Origin of the sequence: Halovibrio sp. HP20-59 (genome assembly GCF_033052795.2) — a bacterium.
Lineage (GTDB): Bacteria > Pseudomonadota > Gammaproteobacteria > Pseudomonadales > Halomonadaceae > Vreelandella.
In genome coordinates, this window is record NZ_JAWJUW020000015.1 from 68,482 (window position 1) to 89,993 (window position 21,512).

The following is a 21,512-nucleotide window of genomic DNA, read 5'->3' on the forward strand; positions in this document are numbered from 1 at the left end:
TGGCCCTTATTAGACTAAAGTCTAATTTCGAGTCAGGGGCGTTGAAATTCCGTTTTATATAGTTACAAGTGGTTGAAGTGTATGCATTTTTTTCTTGAATGAGAATGCAAATACAAGATTTGAAAAGAGTTTTACGGCTGTGTCGAGCACACGACGATTGCGCAAGGTGGGCGCCAATCGCTATGCTGACCGGCCATTTTGTTGCGGCAGCGAACGTTGGGAATACCCCATCCTGGGCAGGTTGTAAGCACTATAAAAAAAGCAAAACCGCCTTTTATACCATAAGCACGCTGCTAAAAAAATACGCTGACTAGTAGAGGCACGCCCATGAATAAAGGTCTTCACCAGCCTGGCGAGTTTCGCGATAACTGTGGTTTTGGCCTGATTGCCCATATGGAAGGCCAGGCTAGCCACGACTTGCTGAAAACTGCCATTGAATCCCTGACCTGCATGACCCACCGGGGTGGTATCGCTGCCGACGGTAAAACCGGCGACGGCTGCGGCTTGTTGCTTAAAATGCCGACCCAATTTATGCAGGCGTTGGCCGAAGAGGCCTTTAACGCGGAGCTGGGCGAACGCTTTGCCGTGGGCGTTGTGTTTTTGCCCAATGACGATGCCCGCGAAGCGCGTGCCCGAGACACTCTGACGAGCGAGCTGGAAGCGCGCGGCCTCAATGTGCTCGGCTGGCGCGACGTGCCGACTGATTCCAGCGTTTGCGGCCCCATGGCGCTTGACTGCCTGCCGCGCATTCGCCAGCTGTTTGTGCAGCCGGGCCTCGGTGAACATTTTGACGTTGACCTGTTTATGGCTCGCCGCCGTGCCGAACAGGCGTTGCGCGACGAAGAAGACTTCTACGTCGCCTCGCTATCGTCAGAAGTGGTCTCCTATAAAGGCTTGGTCATGCCGGAAGATTTACCGGCGTTCTACCAGGATTTGAACGACCCGCGCCTGGAAACCGCTATTTGCGTGTTCCACCAGCGCTTTTCGACCAACACTGCGCCGCGCTGGCCCTTGGCGCAGCCGTTCCGTCTGCTGGCCCACAACGGTGAGATCAACACCATTGAGGCCAACCGCGGCTGGGCGAACTCGCGTAAAGCCAACTTCGTTAACGAGCGGTTGCCGGATATCGCCGAACTGGATGAAATCGTTAACACCACCGGCTCCGACTCCTCCAGTATGGATAACATGCTGGAAGTGCTGCTGACTGGCGGCATGGAGCTGCATCGTGCAGTGCGTATGATGGTGCCGCCAGCGTGGCAAAACGTCGAAACCATGGACGCCGAGCTGCGCGCCTTCTACGAATACAACTCCATGCACATGGAGCCCTGGGACGGCCCGGCGGGCGTGGTCATGACCGACGGCCGCCAGGCGGTGTGTATGCTCGACCGTAACGGCCTGCGTCCGGCGCGTTGGGTGATTACGAAAAACGGCTATATCACCCTGGCCTCGGAAACCGGCACTTACGGCTACAAGCCGGAAGATGTTGTCGCCAAAGGGCGCGTCGGCCCGGGGCAAATGCTTGCCGTGGACACGCATACCGGCGAAGTGCTGCACACCGATGATATCGATGAACGGTTGAAGTCAGCCTACCCTTATAAGCGCTGGTTAAAGCAGGAGGCCAACTATTTAGAGTCAGCGTTGACCGAGCTGGCGCGTTTCCAAACCATGGACACTGACGCGCTTAACGTGCAGCAGAAGATGTTCCAGGTCAGCTTTGAAGAGCGCGACCAGGTGCTACGCCCGCTGGCGGAAAGCGGCCAGGAAGGGGTGGGCTCCATGGGCGACGATACCCCCATGGCGGTGCTTTCAACGCGCCCGCGCCTGCTGACTGATTTCTTCCGTCAGAAGTTTGCCCAGGTGACCAACCCGGCCATCGACCCGCTGCGCGAAGCGATCGTGATGTCATTGGAAACCTGCGGTGGGGCTGAACTTAACGTTTTCAAAGCCACGCCTGAGCACGCGCACCGCTTGATTTTGACCACGCCGATACTCTCGCCGCGCAAGTTTACCGCGCTGGTCAGCCAGGATGACCCCGCCTTTGCCAGCCATACCCTGTCGCTGGGGTACGACCCTGAGCAGCAGAGCCTTCACCAGGCGCTTAAGGCGCTGTGTGAAGAGGCCGCAAGCCAAGTGCGCGCCGGTAAAGTTATCCTGGTGCTAACCGATGCAGAGCTGCCGAAAGGGCTGATTCCCATTCAGGCCGCGCTGGCCGTGGGCGCCGTTCATACGCATCTGGGGCGTTTAGCGCTACGGCCTAATGCCAATATTGTGATCGAAACTGGCTATGCGCGTGATGCGCACCAAATGGCGGTGCTGTTTGGCGTCGGCGCTACGGCGGTTTATCCGTGGCTGTCTTATCAGGTGATGGCGGATATGCACCGCGTTGGTGAACTCACCGGCAACCCGGCTGATGGTCGCGAAAACTACCGCAAAGGCCTGCAAAAAGGCTTGTTCAAGATCCTGTCGAAAATGGGCATCTCAACGCTGGCCTCTTACCGTGGCTCGATGCTGTTCGAAGCGGTGGGCTTGTCAGATGAAGTTATGGACATGTGCTTTAAGGGCATGGCGTCGCGCATTCAAGGCGCTGGCTTTGCCGAGCTGCAAATGCAGCAGGCGCTGTTGGCCAAAGACGCCTGGATTCCCCGTAAAGGTATCTCCCAGGGCGGTATGTTCAAGTACGTCCACGGCCACGAGTACCACGCTTACAACCCCGATGTGGTGATGTCGCTTCAGGCCGCAGTGCAAGAGGGCAGCTACACCAAGTGGAAGAAGTTCGCGCGGCTGGTCAATGAGCGTCCGGTGGCGACCATTCGTGACTTGCTTAAGCTCAAGCCAGCGGAAACACCCTTGCCGCTTGACGAAGTTGAGGCCGTTGAAGATCTGCTACCGCGTTTTGATAGCGCAGGAATGTCACTGGGCGCGCTATCCCCGGAAGCCCACGAAGCGCTGGCTCAGGCTATGAACGAAGCCGGTGGCCGCTCTAACTCTGGCGAAGGTGGCGAAGATCCAGAGCGCTACGGCACCATTCGTAGCTCAAAAATCAAGCAGATCGCCTCCGGTCGTTTTGGTGTGACGCCCCATTATCTGGTCAATGCTGAAGTGCTGCAGATCAAGGTCGCTCAGGGCGCTAAGCCGGGCGAAGGTGGTCAGCTGCCCGGCGGGAAGGTCAATCAGCTGATTGCTCGGCTGCGCTACGCGGTCCCCGGCGTCACGCTGATTTCACCGCCACCGCACCACGACATTTATTCGATCGAAGATTTGGCTCAGCTAATTTTTGATCTTAAGCAGGTCAATCCCGACGCCCAGGTGTCGGTGAAGCTGGTCTCCGAACCGGGCATTGGCACCATCGCCACCGGTGTGGCCAAGGCCTACGCGGACTTGATTACCGTATCTGGTTACGACGGCGGTACGGCGGCGAGCCCGCTGACCTCGATCAAGCACGCCGGTTCGCCCTGGGAATTGGGGCTGCCCGAAGTGCACCAGGCGCTGCGCATTAACGGCCTGCGCGATAAAATTCGCCTACAGACCGACGGTGGCTTAAAAACCGGCTTGGATGTGGTCAAAGCGGCGATTCTGGGCGCTGAGAGCTTCGGCTTTGGCACCGCACCGATGGTGGCGCTGGGCTGCAAGTACCTACGTATCTGCCACCTCAACAACTGCGCCACCGGTGTCGCTACCCAGGATGATTTCCTGCGCGGCGAGCACTTCCGCGGCACAGTGGATATGGTCAAAAACTACTTCCGCTTTATCGCCGAAGAAGTACGCGAACTAATGGCGATGCTCGGCGTGCGCAAGCTCACCGATTTGATCGGGCGCACCGATCTGCTGGAAGTGTTGGAGGGCGAGACGGCCTCACAGCGCAAGTTAGATTTCACCCCGCTGTTAGCCAACGACTTTGTACCCAGCGACGCGCCGCAATTTTGTCAGGTCAGTCGTAACGTGCCTCACGATCCCGGTGCTAAAAACCAGGAAGTGTTGGCAGCATTGAAAGACGCCATTGAAAACCGGTCGGGTGGTGAGTTTGATTTCACCATTACCAACTGTGACCGTAGCGTCGCTGCGCTAACGTCCGGTGCGATTGCCAAGCGCTATGGCGAAGAAGGCCTAGAGGAGGCGCCGGTGACCGCCCGCTTTACCGGCGTGGCGGGGCAGAGCTTTGGGGTGTGGAACGCTCGCGGCTTGCATCTCTATCTGGAAGGCGATGCCAACGATTACGTCGGCAAAGGTATGAACGGCGGTAGCATCGTGATTGTGCCGCCCAAGGTCAGTCAGTTTGAAAGCCACAAAACTGCGATTATCGGCAATACTTGCCTCTATGGTGCTACCGGCGGGACGCTGTTTGCAGCGGGTACTGCGGGTGAACGTTTTGGGGTGCGTAACTCCGGTGCCACGGCAGTGATTGAAGGCGCAGGCGACCACTGTTGCGAGTATATGACCGGCGGCTTGGTCTGTGTATTGGGCGAGACAGGGGTCAACTTCGGCGCGGGCATGACCGGTGGCTTTGCCTATGTGTTGGATGAAGAGCGTACCTTCGTGGATAAGTACAACCATGAGTTGGTCGAAATTCATCGCATCAACACCGAGATCATGGAGGCGTATCGTCGCCACCTGCGTGAAATGATCGAAGCCTATGTGGCTGCGACGGGTTCCGCGCGCGGGGCGGCCATTTTGGAAGACTTCAGCGACTACGCGCGCCACTTTTGGTTGGTGAAACCCAAAGCGGCCAGTCTGGGCAGTTTGCTTGATCAGTCTCGGCGTCAGCCGGAATAACCCGCTTGTGCCCATTACGCTGACAGGAGAGAGTTCATGGCCAACCGTTTAAATAATGATTTTCAGTTTATCGATGTGGGTCGTAAAGACCCGCAAAAGAAAGACGCTCATACGCGCTCTAAAGAGTTCGCGGAAATTTACGAGCCTTACAAGCCCACTGATGCGGCCAGCCAGGCGCATCGCTGCCTGCATTGCGGTAACCCGTACTGCGAGTGGAAGTGCCCGGTTCACAACTACATTCCTAACTGGCTACAGCTGGTGGTGGAAGGCAATATTATTGAAGCCGCTGAGCTTTCTCACAAAACCAACTCGCTGCCCGAAGTATGTGGACGCGTCTGCCCGCAGGATCGCCTTTGCGAAGGCGATTGCACCTTGAATGACGGTTTTGGTGCAGTGACGATTGGTTCGATTGAAAAGTACATCACCGATACGGCGTTTGCCATGGGCTGGCGGCCGGATATGGCCCACGTCACCTGGACTGACAAAAAAGTCGCCATCATTGGCGCAGGTCCTGCGGGCTTGGGCTGTGCGGATATTTTGGCGCGCAACGGCGTTAAGCCGGTGGTGTTCGACAAATACCCCGAAATCGGCGGCTTGCTGACCTTTGGTATTCCCGAGTTCAAGCTGGAAAAAAGCGTGATGGAGCGCCGCCGGGCAGTCTTTGAGGAGATGGGCGTCGAGTTTCGCCTGAATACCGAAATCGGCACCGATATCGAGTTTGAGACCTTGATGCAGGAGTACGACGCGGTCTTCTTAGGCATGGGTACTTATAAGTACATGGAAGGCGGCTTCCCCGGCGAAGATCTACCGGGCGTGTACAAAGCGCTGGATTTCCTGATTGCCAACGTCAACCGCTGCCTGGGCTTTGAAAAAGACCCCAGCGACTATATCTCCATGGAAGGTAAGCGCGTGGTCGTGCTAGGCGGCGGCGATACGGCGATGGACTGTAACCGTACCTCGATTCGTCAAAACGCCACCAGCGTGACTTGTGCCTATCGCCGTGATGAAGGCAACATGCCAGGGTCGCGCAAAGAGGTTGCCAATGCCCGTGAAGAGGGCGTGGAGTTTCTGTTCAATCGTCAGCCGGTGGCGGTGGTCGGCGAAGACAAGGTCGAGGGTGTCAAAGTAGTACGCACACGCCTGGGTGAGCCGGACGAAAACGGCCGCCAGCGTCCTGAGGTGGTGCCCGGTTCCGAAGAAATTATCGCAGCGGACGCTGTGGTAATTGCTTTCGGCTTCCAGGCCAGTCCTGCGCCTTGGTTCGATCCTTCCAATATTCAGGTGGATGAGCGCGATCGTGTGAAAGCCCCGGAGCATGGCCAATACGCCTTCCAAACCAGCAACGAGAAGATATTTGCCGGTGGCGATATGGTGCGCGGCTCTGATTTAGTCGTTACGGCGATTTATGAAGGCCGCCAGGCAGCGGAAGGGATGCTGGATTACCTGGGCGTTTAATACGGATTCCAGCACCGTTTGGTAGATGCCGTCTTGGACTCGGTCTTGTAGGAGCCAGACTTGTCGGGCGATCAGGCTATCTATCGGCTATCACCCTCGGCGCTTCGATGATTGCTGATCGCCCAATGAATTGGGCTCCTACGACCCCGTCTTGCACTGAGTCTTGTAGGAGCCAGACTTGTCGGGCGATCAGGCTATCTACCGGTCATCACCTTCGGCGGCTCGATGATTGCTGATCGCCCAATGAATTGGGCTCCTACAAAACCTAATGCACGCACCCAGCCCTTGTAGGAGCCAGACTTGTCGGGCGATCAGGCCGCCTATCGGCTATCATCCTCGGCGCTTTGAGCCTTCTTCCTGCCGTAATTGAGCCTTAGGTCGTATTCTGCTAACCTGTCGTCCCATCCCGGCGTGGCTTTCTGCCGTGCCTTCTGATCACGTTTCGACAGGTTATCCATGACACGATATATCTTCGTGACCGGCGGCGTTGTGTCCTCTCTCGGCAAGGGCATCGCCTCCGCCTCGCTTGCGGCGATTTTAGAGGCCCGCGGCCTTAAGGTCACCATGCTCAAGCTCGACCCGTACATCAATGTAGACCCGGGCACCATGAGCCCCTTCCAGCACGGTGAGGTGTTCGTCACAGAAGATGGCGCCGAAACTGACCTTGATCTCGGGCATTACGAGCGTTTTATTCGCACCAAGATGACCCAGCGCAATAACTTTACGACCGGGCGTGTTTATGAACACGTACTGCGTAAAGAGCGCCGTGGCGACTATCTAGGCGGCACCGTTCAGGTTATTCCGCATATCACCGACGAGATTAAAGAGCGCGTTTACGCCGGCGGTGAAGGTTTTGATGTGGCGCTGGTAGAAATTGGCGGCACCGTCGGTGATATCGAATCGCTGCCCTTCCTGGAGTCTATTCGTCAGATCCGTAGCGAGCAGGGCGCCAACCGCGCGTTGTTTATGCACTTAACGTTAGTGCCCTACATTAAAACCGCTGGCGAGACCAAAACCAAACCGACTCAGCACAGCGTTAAAGAGCTGCGCTCTATCGGTATCCAGCCAGATATTCTGATTTGTCGCAGCGAAGTTGAGCTGGAAGAGAGCGAACGCCGCAAAATCGCCCTTTTCACCAACGTCGAAGAGCGTGCCGTGGTACCGCTGCAGGATGCCGATACGATTTATCGCATTCCGCTGATGCTCCACGAGCACGGTTTGGACGAGATTGTCTGCGATAAGCTGCGCCTTGAAGCCCCCGAAGCTGATTTGTCTGAGTGGGTGAAGGTGCTGGACGCCAAGCTCAATCCGCTCAAATCGGTCAGCATCGCCATGGTGGGTAAATACATGGAGCTGCTGGATGCCTACAAGTCGCTCAATGAAGCGCTGATTCACGCCGGTATTCAAGGGCGTATCAAGGTTAACGTCGACTATATTGATTCCGAAGATATCGAGCACCACGGCACCGAACGGTTGGCGGGGAAAGACGCCATTCTGGTTCCCGGCGGTTTTGGTGAGCGCGGCGTGGAAGGCAAGATTATGACCGCCCAGTTTGCACGTGAGAATAACGTGCCCTACCTGGGTATTTGCCTGGGCATGCAGGTGGCCGTGATTGAGTTTGCCCGTAACGTAGCGGGTTGGCAGGATGCCAATTCCACCGAGTTCACCCGTGATACTCAGCACCCGGTAGTAGGGCTGATTACTGAGTGGCTGAATCCAGAAGGCAAAATCGAACTGCGCAACGCGGCGTCTGATCTAGGCGGCACCATGCGCTTGGGTGGTCAGGTTTGTCATTTGGCATCTGGCACAAAAGCCCGTAGCGCCTATGGTTCTGACGAGATTGTCGAACGCCATCGTCACCGTTTTGAGGTTAACAACCAGTTTGTCGATGAACTCGAAAAAGCCGGGCTGGTTATCTCAGGCAAGAGCGTCGACCAGTCGTTAGTCGAAGTGATTGAGCTTGCCGATCACCCTTGGTACGTGGCTTGCCAGTTCCACCCGGAGTTCACCTCCACCCCGCGGGATGGCCATCCGCTGTTCTCGGGGTTTGTGAACGCCGCGTTAGAACATAAAACAGCGCGTACTCGCGCCCACGCACATTCTCAGGAATAAGGTGGCGCCGCCTATGTCTTCTCAAAACCGCTCTTTGAATGAACCACAAGAGCGTCATATTAACGTTGCCGGCTTAACCGCCGGTAACTCCTTGCCGCTGATGCTATTGGGCGGTATGAACGTGCTGGAGTCGGCCGAACTTGCCGACGAGGTTGCCCACGCTTACGTTACGGCGACCCAGAAGCTGGGCATGCCGTACGTTTTTAAAGCCAGTTTTGATAAAGCCAACCGCAGCTCGATTCACTCCTACCGTGGCCCCGGTATCGAGAAAGGGCTGCAAATATTGGCCGACATCAAAGCCCGCTATAACGTGCCGATCATTACCGATGTACACGAGCCCTGGCAGGCCCAAGCGGCTGCGGAAGTCGCTGATATTATCCAATTGCCCGCTTTTTTGGCCCGCCAAACCGATTTGGTGGTTGCCATGGCCAAAACCGGCGCGGTCATCAATATCAAAAAGCCGCAGTTTTTGGCGCCCCATGAAATGCGCCATATCCTCAGCAAGTTCCAGGAAGCCGGTAACGACCAGCTGATGCTTTGCGAGCGTGGCTCAAGCTTTGGTTACAACAACCTGATTGTTGATATGCTGGGCTTTGGTGATATGAAGCAAACCGGCTATCCGGTATTTTTTGATGTGACCCACGCGCTGCAGCGTCCCGGTGGGCGGGCAGACAGCGCTGACGGTCGTCGTGCCCAGGTGGCGGAGTTAGCGCGAGCCGGGGTAGCTGTCGGCCTTGCAGGGCTGTTTTTAGAAGCTCACCCTGACCCTGACAACGCCAAATGTGACGGCCCCTGTGCGCTACCGCTGGATCAGTTAGAGCCGTTCTTGACTCAGCTTGCCCAGTTGGATGCGCTGGTTAAAGGGTTTGAGCCGCTAACGATTCGCTAAGGCGTTATATTAATAATTTTATCTGACTAACAGGAAAGGATACTGCCATGACCAAAATTGTTGCTATCAGTGCATTGGAAGTGCTGGATTCGCGGGGTAACCCGACCGTACAAGCGCACGTCCGCCTAGCCAGCGGCGCCGTCGGTGAAGCCTGTGCCCCCAGCGGTGCCTCAACCGGCTCCCGGGAAGCCTTAGAGCTGCGCGACGGCGATAAGTCGCGCTACCTGGGTAAAGGCGTGCTGAAAGCAGTCGATGCGGTGAATGGCAAAATTCGTGATGCGCTGCTAGGTATGGATGCGCGTGATCAGCGCGGTTTAGACGACGCCATGCTGGCGCTGGACGGCACCGAGAACAAAGCTAATTTGGGCGCTAACGCGATTCTGGCGGTTTCCCTGGCAGCGGCTAAAGCCGCCGCTAATGCCAAAGACGTGCCGCTGTACGCGCACATTGCCGAGCTTTACGGCCAGCCGGGTCAGTACAGCATGCCGGTACCCATGATGAATATCATCAACGGCGGCGAGCACGCGGATAACAATGTCGATATCCAGGAGTTTATGGTGCAGCCGGTGGGCGCGCCTAACTTCCGCGAAGGGCTACGCATGGGCGCGGAAATTTTCCATGCGCTGAAGAAAGTGCTTTCCGCCAAAGGGCTCTCTACCTCCGTCGGTGACGAGGGCGGCTTTGCGCCAAACTTGGCGTCTAATGCAGATGCGTTAGCGGTGATTAAACAAGCCGTGGCAGATGCCGGCTATAACCTGGGTAAAGACGTTACCCTGGCGCTGGACTGTGCATCATCTGAGTTCTACAAAGACGGCCAGTATAATCTTGCCGGTGAAGGTAAAAGCTACGATGCCCAAGGCTTTACCGATTACTTAGCGGGTCTGTGCGCTGACTACCCGATTGTGTCTATCGAAGACGGCATGGATGAGTCTGATTGGGCAGGCTGGAAAGCGCTAACCGACAAGCTGGGCGATAAAGTACAGCTGGTGGGCGATGATCTATTCGTCACCAATACCAAGATTCTCAAGCGCGGTATTGATGAGCAGATCGGTAATTCGATCCTGATCAAGTTCAACCAGATCGGCTCGCTCTCCGAGACGTTGGATGCGATCAAGATGGCCCAGGATGCAGGCTTCACGGCGGTTATTTCGCATCGCTCCGGTGAAACCGAAGACACCACCATTGCGGATTTGGCAGTGGGCACCTGTGCCGGTCAGATCAAAACGGGCTCACTGTGCCGCTCTGATCGCGTTGCCAAGTACAACCGCTTGTTGGTGATTGAGGCCGAGCTTGAGAACGTTACTTACCCAGGCTTGAAAGCCATTAAAGGGCAATAAAGTGCCAATACCGGGCGAGCTTTTCGCGACTGTTTGTAAGAGATGTCTCAAGATTTTGTAAGAGATATCTTACAAATGCCGACGAAATCCGCTCGGTTTGGGTTGATAAATGACGTTTTTTTTGGCTAATTTAAGTTTAAATAATTGTTTTTAAAGTGGTTTTTAAAACAAGGCGAGTCTCAACGACTCGCCTTATTGCGTTGTGGCTTTGTTGAGAAGCCGCCGAGATCTGCCACAATAAGCGCAGGACAAGGGGAGGCAAGGATGCTTTAGGCAGAATGCAGCGGGATGAAAGGTCGGATACGCCAGGTGATACAGTGAAGTAGGTTCTGGCAGGGACGTTATCCGAGGAAGTTGATACAAGGAGTGGTCAGAGGAAATGCTTGGAGCGGGCGGCCTACGGGCCGCCTTTTTTTGTGTCCGGTACGGGCGCAAAAAAAACCAGCGCAATCGCTGGTTTTGAAGAAAGCTTTTAAAAAAAGCTGCCTGCTGGTTTTTGAATTGTTAGCGCGTTTAACGCTCTAATTTCTCCAGCTTACCTGGCTTGCCGTCCCACTCTTCGGCGTCGGGCAGCGGGTCTTTTTTCTCAGCAATGTTAGGCCATACTTCGGCCATTTCGGCATTAATTTCGATAAAGGTCTCCTGCCCATCCGGTAGCTCGTCCTCGGAGAATATCGCCTCGGCGGGGCACTCGGGCTCGCACAGCGCACAGTCGATACATTCGTCCGGATGAATAACTAGGAAGTTCGGACCCTCGTAAAAACAGTCGACCGGGCAGACTTCCACACAGTCGGTGTATTTGCACTGGATGCAGTTCTCGGTAACGACAAACGTCATCTTGCTATCCCTCTTGCAGGGCCGGGATACTCCCAGCCATGGTCAATCGTGAATGGTTATAAATCAGCCGTTTTTTATAAGCTAAAAGTTTGAGCCACATTCTAGAGGTGCGCTTACCCGGCGGCAAGCGCCATATGGTTTCAGAGCTATCTCTGTTGGTAGCCATGCCAGTACAGGTTTCCGCGAGGGCGCTGTGAACCCATCCTTGGGCGCTACTTTTTCCATCCTTGGAAAAAGACCCTCGCTCCAACCTGCACTGGCACTAGTAAGCTCACTTACGGCCTTCCAAGTTATGAGTACTATTAGATCAGGTCTCGCCACTGATACAACAGTGACAGCGCTTCCCTAGGTGTTAATCCGTCCATATCGACGGTTTCCAACGCTTCGACCACTGGATGCGGCGCGGCGGCAAATAGGTCGTTTTGCTGCGGCGCCGTTCGGGGCTCTTTTACGCTGTTATCTACATCGCGCTGTTCAAGGCTCATCAGCTTTTCGCGGGCACGCTTAATCACGTGGTTGGGTACACCCGCTAGCTGCGCCACCTGTAAGCCGTAACTCTGGCTGGCCGGGCCCGCTTCAATGCGATGCATAAACACAATGCTGTCGCCATGCTCGGTCGCCGTTAGGTGGATATTGGCCACCCCTTCGATCTGCTCAGGTAGGGCGGTCATTTCAAAATAATGGGTGGCAAATAGCGTGAGTGCTCGGCTTTTAGCGAGATGCTCGGCGCTAGCCCAGGCCAGCGACAAGCCGTCAAAGGTGCTGGTGCCGCGGCCAATCTCATCCATTAAGATCAGGCTTTGCTGAGTGGCATTGTGGAGGATGTTGGCGGTTTCGGTCATCTCAACCATAAAGGTAGAGCGGCCGCCAGCCAAGTCATCCGAGGAGCCAATGCGCGTAAAGATACGATCCAACGGGCCGATCTCAGCGGCATCGGCAGGCACAAAGCTTCCGCAGTGGGCGAGCAGGGCAATCAGCGCCGTTTGACGCATATAAGTTGATTTACCGCCCATGTTGGGGCCAGTAATAATCAGCATATGCTGGTCGGGGTTAAGCGTCACATCGTTGGGCACAAAGGGCGTTTCGCTGACCTGTTCGACGACTGGGTGCCGACCGGCGTTAATTTGAATGCCTGTGGTCTCGCTTAATGCTGGGCGTACCCAGTTTAACGCTTCGGCGCGTTCGGCAAAGGCACACAGCACGTCCAGTTCCGCCAGCGCTTGCGAGGTGCCTTGCAGTGCGTGAAGGCTTTCGTTGAGATCGGCCAGCAAGCGATCATAGAGCCATTTCTCACGCGTTAACGCGCGGGATTTAGCCGATAGCGCCTTATCTTCAAATTCTTTGAGCTCGGGGATAATGAACCGCTCGGCATTTTTAAGCGTCTGGCGGCGAATATAGTCGGCGGGCGCTTGCTGGGCCTGGGCGCGGGGTAGCTCGATAAAATAGCCGTGTACCCGATTGTAGCCGACTTTCAGGTTGGCCAACCCGGTGCGTTCGCGCTCGCGGGTTTCTAGCTTTATCAAGTAGTCCCCAGCGTTTTCGGCCATGCCGCGGTGTTCGTCGAGCTCAGTGTCAAAGCCAGCGGCAATCACCCCGCCATCGCGGATCACTACCGGCGGATTGTCGACCAGCGCGCGGCTAAGCATATCGGCCATTTCCGGGTAGGGGCGAATATGCGGGCGCAGGCTGTCCAAGGCACTGCCGCTTTCTACCTCGCTGAGCTGTTGCTCCAGATCGGGGAGTGTCACCAGCGCATCGCGTAGGCGGGCCAAGTCGCGGGGGCGGGCACTGTAAAGTGCCACGCGGGCCAGAATGCGCTCTACGTCGCCGACGTCGCTCAACGTCTCGCGCAGCGGCATATAAGCCGCTTCCAAGCTTAATAACGCAACACCGGCATGGCGGGCCTGGATAACATCGCGTTGGCGTAGCGGGCGGTTGAGCCAGCGCTTGAGAAGCCGTGAGCCCATGGCAGTGGTGCAGGTATCCAGCACGCTGGCCAGGGTGTTGTCGGTACTGCCGCCCAGGTTGATATCGATTTCCAGATTGCGGCGGCTGGCGGCATCGATGACCACCGCGTCGTCGCGGTTCTCGACGCTGATCGCGGTAACATGGGGCAGGCGAGAGCGTTGGGTATCGCGAGCGTAGTCTACCAACACGCCGGCGGCTATCAGCGCGGTGGTTAAATGCGCGCAGCCAAAGCCGCGTAAATCCTGGACTTCAAACTGGTCGCAGAGGCTGCGGGTGGCGCTTTCCAAATCAAACAACCACTCACCTTGGCGGCGCAGGCTGCGCTTTTGCGACCAGGCATCGGGCAGCGTGAGGCTCTCGGGCACCAGTAGTTCAGCGGGGGAGAGGCGCGTCAGCTCCGCGAGCATCTCTGCTTCGCTCTCCACTTCCAGCACGTTAAAGCGGCCGCTGGAGAGCTCTAGCCAAGCTAGGCCCCAGCTGTTTTTTCCAGGCGCAACCGAGACCAAAACATTGTCGCGGCGGGCATCAAGCAGCGCTTCATCGTGGAGCGTGCCAGGGGTGACAATGCGCACCACTTGGCGGTCAACAGGGCCTTTGCTGGTAGCTGGGTCGCCAATCTGCTCGCAAATGGCCACCGATTCACCACCGGCTACCAAGCGGGCCAAATAGCCCTCGGCACTGTGATAGGGTACACCTGCCATGGGGATCGGTTTGCCGCCTGACTGCCCGCGCTGGGTCAAGGTAATGTCCAGCAGCGCCGCGGCGCGCTTGGCGTCGTCGAAAAACAGCTCGTAAAAATCCCCCATGCGGTAAAACAGCAGTACCTCGGGGTGTTCACGTTTGATCTTTAAATATTGCGTGATCATTGGCGTGTTGGCGGGAATAGCCTGTGACATGGGCATCCTGATTAAGCGTAGCGCAAGCCATCTCGGCTTACGGCATGTTCTGTTCTTTGAGAAAGCTAAACACGCTATTCTACGCTGAACAGACGACTCACTTGAAGGAGCGGCGACAGTGCCCAGCGAAGCGAGCTTGAAAAATCTTGATCTAACCCGGTTGGCTCAGCGGCTGGGACAGCTTTGTCAGCAGTTGGGTGTGGAAGTGACCGCTGCAGAATCATGCACCGGCGGCGGTATTGCCAGTGCCATTACCGCTGTTGCAGGTAGCTCTGGTTATTTTACGACCGGTTATGTGACCTATGCGAATGCGGCCAAAACGCGCTTGCTGGGAGTGCCTGAGGCCACGCTTGCTGAACACGGTGCGGTAAGCGAAGCGGTGGTTAACGCCATGGTGACGGGCGCCTGCCGGGAAAGTGGTGCCGACATGGGCGTTGCCGTGAGTGGTGTCGCCGGGCCGGATGGCGGCAGCGACGACAAACCAGTCGGTACGGTATGGCTTGCGTGGGGCAATGCCGAAAGTCAGCGGGCAGAATGCTTTCATTTCTCAGGTGATCGCCAGGCCGTGCGTGAGAAAGCCGTGCAGGAGGCGCTGGTAGGGCTGGTGGCTCACTTGATGGATCAGGCCCAAAACAGTAGAAAGAAATAATCGTTAAATATGCTGTCGAGGATTTGTTTAGTCGTCAATCTTTGGCATACTACTGGCTAATTATACAGCTTGTTATGAGGAATCTCTGAATGGCTCAGGATGACAACCGCACCAAAGCGCTAAACGCTGCACTCACCCAAATCGACCGTCAGTTCGGCAAGGGCACCGTCATGCGTCTAGGCGACGCGCCGCGCGTGGTCATGCCGTCGGTTTCCACAGGCTCGCTGGGTCTGGATATCGCCCTCGGCATCGGCGGTTTGCCGTTTGGTCGCGTGGCTGAAATTTTTGGTCCGGAATCCTCGGGTAAGACAACGCTGACCCTTTCGGTGATCGCGCAAGCGCAAAAGCAAGGCAAAGTGTGTGCCTTCGTCGATGCTGAGCACGCCCTGGACCCGAGCTATGCCGAAAAACTAGGGGTGAACCTGGATGACCTGCTGATTTCCCAGCCGGACACCGGTGAGCAGGCGTTAGAAGTTACCGACATGCTGGTACGCTCCGGCGGCGTTGACGTCATTGTGATTGACTCGGTTGCGGCACTAACCCCGCGTGCTGAGATCGAAGGCGAAATGGGTGATACTCACGTTGGTTTGCAGGCGCGGCTGATGTCGCAAGCCTTGCGTAAAATCAGCGGTAATATCAAGAATGCCAACTGCCTAGTGATCTTCATCAACCAGATTCGTATGAAGATCGGCGTGATGTTTGGTTCGCCTGAAACGACCACCGGTGGTAACGCGCTTAAGTTTTACGCCAGTGTACGCCTGGATATTCGTCGTACGGGGTCAGTGAAGGTCGGCGATGAAGTCACCGGCAACGAAACCCGCGTTAAAGTGGTTAAAAACAAAGTAGCGCCTCCGTTCCGTCAGGCTGAGTTCCAGATTCTTTACGGCAAAGGCATCTACCATGCCGGCGAAGTAGTTGACCTGGGCGTGCAGTGCAACCTCGTTGATAAAGCCGGTGCTTGGTACAGCTACAAGGGTAAGAAAATCGGCCAAGGTAAAGCGAACGCTGCCCAATATCTGGAAGAGCACCCTGACGTTATGCTCGAGATCGAAACCCAGATACGTGAACAGCTCCTGGCCAAGCCTGAGCCTAAAAAGGAGAAAGTAGAAGAAACGCCCACACAAGCAGCGGCTGAAGCGGATGCCGGTGACGACGACCTGCTCTAAGACAATGTTAGCCAAGACAATCTGATGGCCTTTACCTCGCAGCGGGATGCCTCGCCTCGTGATATTGCTATTGGCTTACTGGCTCGGCGCGAATATTCCCGCGCCGAACTGGCCCAGCGATTGCAAAAAAAAGCCTTCGACGAGGCGGCTATCGATGATTGTCTGAATACGCTGATAGAACAAGGGCTGCAGTCTGACGCGCGGTTTGCTGAAGTTTTCGTACGCTCACGCATTCTGCGCGGCCAGGGTGTAATTCGTATTAAAGGCGAACTGCGCCAGCGGGGCGTCGATCAAGAGACGCTTAGCGCTGCCTTTGAAGCGGTGGAGGAGGGCGAAAATATCGACTGGTTTGAGCTGGCCCGAGAGACCCTGGCGCGGCGCTTTGAAAGCCCCGGCGAGACGCCCAAAGAACGCGCTAGGCGCGAGCGTTTTCTGGCCAATCGCGGTTTCGATTTTGAGCAAATCCGCTATGCGCTTTCCTGCCTGTAAAACGTTTTCTCCCGCCTGTGAAACCGACCCTCTTACATTTCTTACGGCGCTCTAATACGCTTGTTCACCTCGTTGTTCGCATCGCTGTTTGCCTTTCTGCCACTAAGTGCGGCTTTAGTCGTTTGATAACTGCGCTATAATGGCTGCTTTGCGACCCCTTAGGGTAGCGGCAACAGCGCCCTGGGACATCACGCTTTATTGTTACGGATACCCTATGAAAAGCGCAGAGATTAGACAGGCCTTTCTCACCTTCTTCGCAGAGCAGGGGCATACGATTGTGCCCACGGGCTCTTTAGTGCCGGGCAACGACCCGACGCTGCTGTTTACCAATGCTGGCATGGTCCCGTTTAAAGATGTGTTTCTGGGCCGCGATCCGCGCCCTTACGTGCGCGCTACTTCTGCGCAGCGCTGCGTACGTGCGGGCGGTAAGCATAATGACTTAGACAACGTGGGCTATACTGCACGCCACCACACTTTCTTTGAAATGCTGGGTAACTTCAGCTTTGGTGATTACTTCAAGCGCGATGCCATTCGCTTCGCCTGGACGTTTTTAACCGAAACGCTCGGGCTACCCAAAGACAAACTCTGGGTAACAGTCCACATCAGCGATGATGAAGCCGAGCGTATCTGGAAAGATGAGATCGGGATTGATCCTGAGCGCTTCTCCAAGCTGGATGAAGACAACTTCTGGCAGATGGGCGACACCGGCCCCTGCGGCCCCAGCTCAGAAATCTTCTTTGACCACGGCCCTGAGGTGTGGGGCGGCCCGCCGGGAAGTCCGGAAGAGGATGGCGACCGTTACATCGAAATTTGGAACCTGGTGTTCATGCAGTTTGATCGCGATGCCCAAGGCACGCTCAATCCGCTGCCCAAGCCCTCCATCGATACCGGTATGGGGCTGGAGCGAGTCGCCGCGGTGATGCAGGGTGTGCACTCTAATTACCAAATCGACCTGTTCCAGAACCTGCTGCACGCCGCTGCCAAAGCGACCGGCCACCCCGATACCGCCACGCCTTCGCTACGCGTGATTGCCGATCACATTCGCTCCTGTGCCTTCCTGATTGCCGATGGTGTGCTGCCTTCCAATGAAGGGCGCGGCTATGTGCTGCGGCGGATCATTCGCCGCGCGATCCGTCACGGTCACAAACTGGGCGCGGTAGAGCCGTTCTTCCACAAGCTGGTTGAGGCGCTAGACGCTGAAATGGGCGACGCCTACCCAGAGCTGCGCGAGGCCAGCGATCAAATCGTCCGGGTACTGCTCAAAGAAGAAGAGCAGTTCGCGCGCACCCTGGATCACGGCATGGGACTCTTGAATGCTGCGCTGGCCGAATTGGATGGCAAGGTGCTGCCGGGCGAAACCGTTTTTAAGCTTTACGACACCTACGGCTTTCCGTTCGATCTCACCGCCGACGTCTGTCGTGAACGCGGCGTTAGCCTGGACGAAGAGGGCTTTCAGCAGGCGTTGGAGGCCCAGCGTGAGCGCGCCCGGGCGGCCAGCCAGTTCGGCGCCGACTACAGCGCTTCGATTGAGTTGGATGGTGAGACGGCCTTCACCGGCTACGACCGCTTGCAAGATCAGGCTAAAGTAACCGCGCTAGTCGACAGCGAAGGTAACGCATTGGCCGCGCTGGAGGCGGGTCAGAAGGGTGTCGTGGTACTCGACCGCACGCCTTTTTATGGCGAGTCAGGCGGCCAGGTAGGCGATACCGGCTACCTGTATGTCGACGGCGGCCGCTTCCAGGTAACGGATACTCAAAAGCAGCGCGGCCATCACCTTCACCAGGGCGTGATGGTAGACGGCTCGCTAAGCGTTGGTGCCAACGTGCGCGGTGAAGTGGATGCCAGTCTACGCACAGCCACCATTCGCAATCACTCTGCCACCCACCTGCTGCATAAAGCGCTGCGCATGGTACTGGGTGACCACGTGCAGCAGAAAGGTTCATTGGTCAACGCCGAGCGCCTGCGCTTCGATTTTAGCCATTTCGAACCGATGACCACCGAGCAATTGGCAGAAGTCGAGCGGCTGGTCAACGAGCAGATTTTGGCTAACGCGCCGACCAAGATCGAGCAGATGAGCCTGGATCAAGCCAAAGCCAAGGGCGCAGCGGCGCTGTTTGAGGCCAAATATGCCGACAACGTGCGTGTGTTGACGATTGGCGCGGATGATTTCTCTATTGAACTGTGCGGCGGCACTCACGTGGCGCGCAGCGGCGATATTGGCTGCTGCCATGTGATGAGCGAAGTGGGCATTGCCTCCGGCGTACGCCGTATCGAAGCGATTACCGGTGAAAACGCACTGGCTTACTTCCGTGAGCAGGAAGCCCGCATTGAACGCTTGGGCGAGCGTTTGAAGACCAAGCCTGAGCAGGTCGAGGCACGGGTAGAGTCGCTGGTTGAGCGCAACCGCAGCTTGGAAAAAGAGCTTGAGCAGTTGAAGGCCAAGCTAGCTAGCGCGGCGGGTAGCGACATGCTCAGTCAGGTAACCGAGGTCAACGGCGTTAAGCTGCTTGCCACCCAGCTAGACGACGTCTCGGGCAAAGATTTGCGCGGTATTCTTGATCAGCTTAAGAACAAGATTGGTTCTGGGGTGATTATTCTCGGCGTTGCCGACCAGGCGGCGGGCAAGGTCAGCCTGGCCGCGGGGGTCACCCAGGATCTGGTCGGCCGTGTGAAAGCCGGCGAGCTGGTCAATCATGTGGCCTCCCAGGTAGGCGGCAAGGGGGGCGGTCGCCCTGACATGGCTCAGGCTGGGGGAAATCAGCCTGACGCTTTGCCGGATGCGTTGAAGAGCGTACCGGCATGGTTGGAAAACGTACTTAGCTAAACTCCGAGGCCGGTGGCATTATTGTCACCGGCCTTATTTGTTTAGGAGATCTCTGATTAACTATTGCGCTTATGACGTTAATCAAAGGTTCCTGGAACGTAATGTAATCAAACCCTTCATTCCCGAACGCATAGGAAAAACGGCATATGGCACTATACGTACAGAAGTTCGGCGGCACTTCGGTGGGCTCTGTTGAGCGTATCAAGGCCGTGGCGGAAAAGGTTAAGGGCTTCCGCGATCAAGGCCATCAGGTGGTGGTAGTGGTCTCCGCGATGAGCGGCGAGACTAATCGTCTTACCGATATGGCACAGGCACTTAACGACGAGCCAGCGCCGCGTGAGATGGATATGCTGCTGTCCACCGGCGAGCAAGTGACTATTTCGTTGCTCGCCATGGCGCTTCAGCAAATCGGCGTGCCAGCCACGTCACACACGGGCGCCCAGGTCGGTATACATACTGATAGTGCCTATACCAAGGCGCGTATACAGCGCATTGAAACCGACGACCTGAAGGCTGATCTAGAAGCCGGGCAAGTAGTGGTGGTTGCCGGTTTCCAGGGCGTTGATGAAGACGGCAATATAACCACCTTAGGGCGCGGCGGTTCCGACACCACTGGGGTAGCCTTGGCCGCGGCGCTAGGTGCCGATGAATGTCAGATTTATACTGATGTGGATGGCGTTTACACCACTGATCCCCGCGTATGCACTAAAGCTCAGCGCTTAACGAGCATCACCGTGGAGGAGATGTTGGAGCTTGCCAGTCTCGGCTCTAAAGTGCTGCAGATTCGCGCGGTAGAGTTTGCCGGAAAATACAATGTGCCCCTGCGGGTGCTGTCGAGCTTTGAAGACGGCCCCGGTACCCTAATTATTGCAGAAGCAGACCAAGACGAGGACACCATGGAAGAACCACTGATCTCCGGTATCGCCTTTACGAAAAACGAAGCGAAATTAACGCTTCTTAACACTCCGGACGTACCAGGTGTGGCGTCGCGTATTCTTGGCCCGATCGCCGATGCCAATATCGAAGTCGATATGATCGTGCAGAATGTGGCGCCTGCTGGCGACTATACTGATTTCACCTTCACTGTCGCCAAAGGCGATTATAAGGCCACCAAAAAACTGCTTGAAGAGACGGTGATTCCTGATCTGGGTGGTGGTGATCTGCGTGGTGACGACAATATTGCCAAGGTCTCGTTAGTGGGTGTGGGTATGCGCTCACACGCGGGTGTTGCGTCGAAAATGTTCCGCGTGCTGGCTGACGAAAACATCAATATCCGTATGGTATCAACGTCTGAAATCAAAATTTCGGTAGTGATTGATGAGAAGCATATGGAGCTGGCCGTTAACGCGTTACACAAAGCGTTTGGCCTAGATAAGTCAGATATCGAATCTGAATAACACTAATACCTTAAACCTTCTACGCTGATGGGTACTCGCTGCCTTGTGGTCGTGGGCTTTCTTTCAACGGGAGGTTAAGGTGTCATGGAGCCGGAGCCATTGGTGACAGGCGCTGCTATGCCGCATAATGGCATGGTGGTGCCCCGGTAGACACAGCCCGTTGCACAAAAACGTCTGAGAAGGAGATCAGCCATGCTCATATTGACTCGCCGTGTTGGCGAAACCCTGATGATCGGCGATGAAATCACTGTCACCGTGCTAGGGGTGAAGGGAAATCAGGTGCGTATTGGTGTTAATGCGCCGAAAGATGTAGCGGTCCACCGCGAAGAAATCTATCAGCGTATTCAGCGCGAAAGAGACAGTGAGAACGAGGTGGATTAAGGGTTATACCCCTGTTTCTACCGCGTACCGCCCTGTTATGTGTTGCGGGTAAGGTAAGGCGGCGCGAAAAAAATCGGCGCAAGGCTAGACAGCGTAAGCCTAAATCGGTAATATTCGCGCCGTGCCGTTGAGGAGAGGTGGCCGAGTGGCTGAAGGCGCTCCCCTGCTAAGGGAGTATAGGGTTTATAGCCCTATCGAGGGTTCGAATCCCTCTCTCTCCGCCAATTGCATGGCTAAAAGGTAAGGTAACTTGTTACGCACAAGGTATGCGCCCGTAGCTCAGCTGGATAGAGTACCTGACTACGAATCAGGGGGTCGGAGGTTCGAATCCTCCCGGGCGCA

Annotated in this window: 13 protein-coding genes and 2 tRNA genes; 13 read left to right on the forward strand and 2 right to left on the reverse strand. The window is 56.2% G+C overall.

The features are described from left to right. Positions 1-327 precede the first annotated feature (327 nt). From gltB to eno, 5 genes are all read left to right on the forward strand, one after another. Entirely contained in the window at positions 328-4,770 is a 4,443-nt protein-coding gene (gltB, locus tag RZA33_RS15495) for a glutamate synthase large subunit (RefSeq protein ID WP_317508611.1), read from the forward strand. 36 nt (positions 4,771-4,806) lie between these two features. Next, positions 4,807-6,225 (forward strand): FAD-dependent oxidoreductase, encoded by a 1,419-nt coding sequence (locus RZA33_RS15500; protein ID WP_317508612.1) that lies wholly within the window; start codon positions 4,807-4,809, stop codon positions 6,223-6,225. Between the two features lie 456 nt (positions 6,226-6,681). Beyond that, positions 6,682-8,337 (forward strand): CTP synthase, encoded by a 1,656-nt coding sequence (locus RZA33_RS15505; RefSeq protein WP_317508613.1) that lies wholly within the window; start codon positions 6,682-6,684, stop codon positions 8,335-8,337. A gap of 13 nt (positions 8,338-8,350) precedes the next feature. Further along, on the forward strand, positions 8,351-9,226 hold the full coding sequence (gene kdsA / locus RZA33_RS15510) for a 3-deoxy-8-phosphooctulonate synthase (protein ID WP_317508614.1): 876 nt from the start codon (positions 8,351-8,353) through the stop codon (positions 9,224-9,226). A gap of 47 nt (positions 9,227-9,273) precedes the next feature. Further along, complete coding sequence (gene eno, locus RZA33_RS15515) at positions 9,274-10,563, forward strand: phosphopyruvate hydratase (protein WP_317508615.1); 1,290 nt, start codon at positions 9,274-9,276, stop codon at positions 10,561-10,563. A gap of 513 nt (positions 10,564-11,076) precedes the next feature. On the opposite strand, the gene fdxA is transcribed toward eno, so the two are convergent. After that, positions 11,077-11,400: a ferredoxin FdxA gene (fdxA, locus tag RZA33_RS15520; RefSeq protein WP_317508616.1), complete on the reverse strand. Its 324-nt coding sequence runs from the start codon at positions 11,398-11,400 to the stop codon at positions 11,077-11,079. 302 nt (positions 11,401-11,702) lie between these two features. Next, the gene (mutS, locus tag RZA33_RS15525; protein WP_317508617.1) at positions 11,703-14,264 is read right to left on the reverse strand and encodes a DNA mismatch repair protein MutS; all 2,562 of its coding nucleotides are present in this window, start codon (positions 14,262-14,264) and stop codon (positions 11,703-11,705) included. A gap of 118 nt (positions 14,265-14,382) precedes the next feature. Here mutS and RZA33_RS15530 point away from each other — a divergent pair, with 118 nt between their 5' ends. From RZA33_RS15530 to RZA33_RS15565, 8 genes are all read left to right on the forward strand, one after another. Further along, on the forward strand, positions 14,383-14,913 hold the full coding sequence (locus RZA33_RS15530; RefSeq protein WP_317508618.1) for a CinA family protein: 531 nt from the start codon (positions 14,383-14,385) through the stop codon (positions 14,911-14,913). An 89-nt stretch (positions 14,914-15,002) separates the two neighbouring features. Beyond that, positions 15,003-16,079, forward strand: a complete 1,077-nt coding sequence (recA, locus tag RZA33_RS15535) for a recombinase RecA (protein ID WP_317508619.1) — start codon at positions 15,003-15,005, stop codon at positions 16,077-16,079. Positions 16,080-16,103: 24 nt separating this feature from the next. Continuing rightward, on the forward strand, positions 16,104-16,568 hold the full coding sequence (locus RZA33_RS15540) for a regulatory protein RecX (protein WP_317508620.1): 465 nt from the start codon (positions 16,104-16,106) through the stop codon (positions 16,566-16,568). A gap of 214 nt (positions 16,569-16,782) precedes the next feature. Continuing rightward, positions 16,783-19,392 (forward strand): alanine--tRNA ligase, encoded by a 2,610-nt coding sequence (gene alaS, locus RZA33_RS15545; protein WP_317508621.1) that lies wholly within the window; start codon positions 16,783-16,785, stop codon positions 19,390-19,392. Positions 19,393-19,538: 146 nt separating this feature from the next. After that, positions 19,539-20,789, forward strand: coding sequence for an aspartate kinase (locus RZA33_RS15550; RefSeq protein WP_317508622.1), 1,251 nt, complete (start codon positions 19,539-19,541; stop codon positions 20,787-20,789). 192 nt (positions 20,790-20,981) lie between these two features. Continuing rightward, complete coding sequence (gene csrA / locus RZA33_RS15555) at positions 20,982-21,170, forward strand: carbon storage regulator CsrA (protein WP_317508623.1); 189 nt, start codon at positions 20,982-20,984, stop codon at positions 21,168-21,170. Positions 21,171-21,301: 131 nt separating this feature from the next. Continuing rightward, positions 21,302-21,394, forward strand: a tRNA-Ser gene (locus tag RZA33_RS15560). A gap of 44 nt (positions 21,395-21,438) precedes the next feature. Next, a tRNA-Arg gene (locus tag RZA33_RS15565) sits at positions 21,439-21,512 on the forward strand.

Excerpts from the sequence above, each read along its gene's own strand:
- gltB (WP_317508611.1), top strand. The coding sequence starts at position 328 with ATGAATAAAGGTCTTCACCAGCCTGGCGAGTTTCGCGATAACTGTGGT.
- RZA33_RS15500 (WP_317508612.1), top strand. The coding sequence starts at position 4,807 with ATGGCCAACCGTTTAAATAATGATTTTCAGTTTATCGATGTGGGTCGT.
- RZA33_RS15505 (WP_317508613.1), top strand. The coding sequence starts at position 6,682 with ATGACACGATATATCTTCGTGACCGGCGGCGTTGTGTCCTCTCTCGGC.
- kdsA (WP_317508614.1), top strand. The coding sequence starts at position 8,351 with ATGTCTTCTCAAAACCGCTCTTTGAATGAACCACAAGAGCGTCATATT.
- eno (WP_317508615.1), top strand. The coding sequence starts at position 9,274 with ATGACCAAAATTGTTGCTATCAGTGCATTGGAAGTGCTGGATTCGCGG.
- fdxA (WP_317508616.1), bottom strand. The coding sequence starts at position 11,400 with ATGACGTTTGTCGTTACCGAGAACTGCATCCAGTGCAAATACACCGAC.
- mutS (WP_317508617.1), bottom strand. The coding sequence starts at position 14,264 with ATGTCACAGGCTATTCCCGCCAACACGCCAATGATCACGCAATATTTA.
- recA (WP_317508619.1), top strand. The coding sequence starts at position 15,003 with ATGGCTCAGGATGACAACCGCACCAAAGCGCTAAACGCTGCACTCACC.
- RZA33_RS15540 (WP_317508620.1), top strand. The coding sequence starts at position 16,104 with ATGGCCTTTACCTCGCAGCGGGATGCCTCGCCTCGTGATATTGCTATT.
- alaS (WP_317508621.1), top strand. The coding sequence starts at position 16,783 with ATGAAAAGCGCAGAGATTAGACAGGCCTTTCTCACCTTCTTCGCAGAG.
- RZA33_RS15550 (WP_317508622.1), top strand. The coding sequence starts at position 19,539 with ATGGCACTATACGTACAGAAGTTCGGCGGCACTTCGGTGGGCTCTGTT.
- csrA (WP_317508623.1), top strand. The coding sequence starts at position 20,982 with ATGCTCATATTGACTCGCCGTGTTGGCGAAACCCTGATGATCGGCGAT.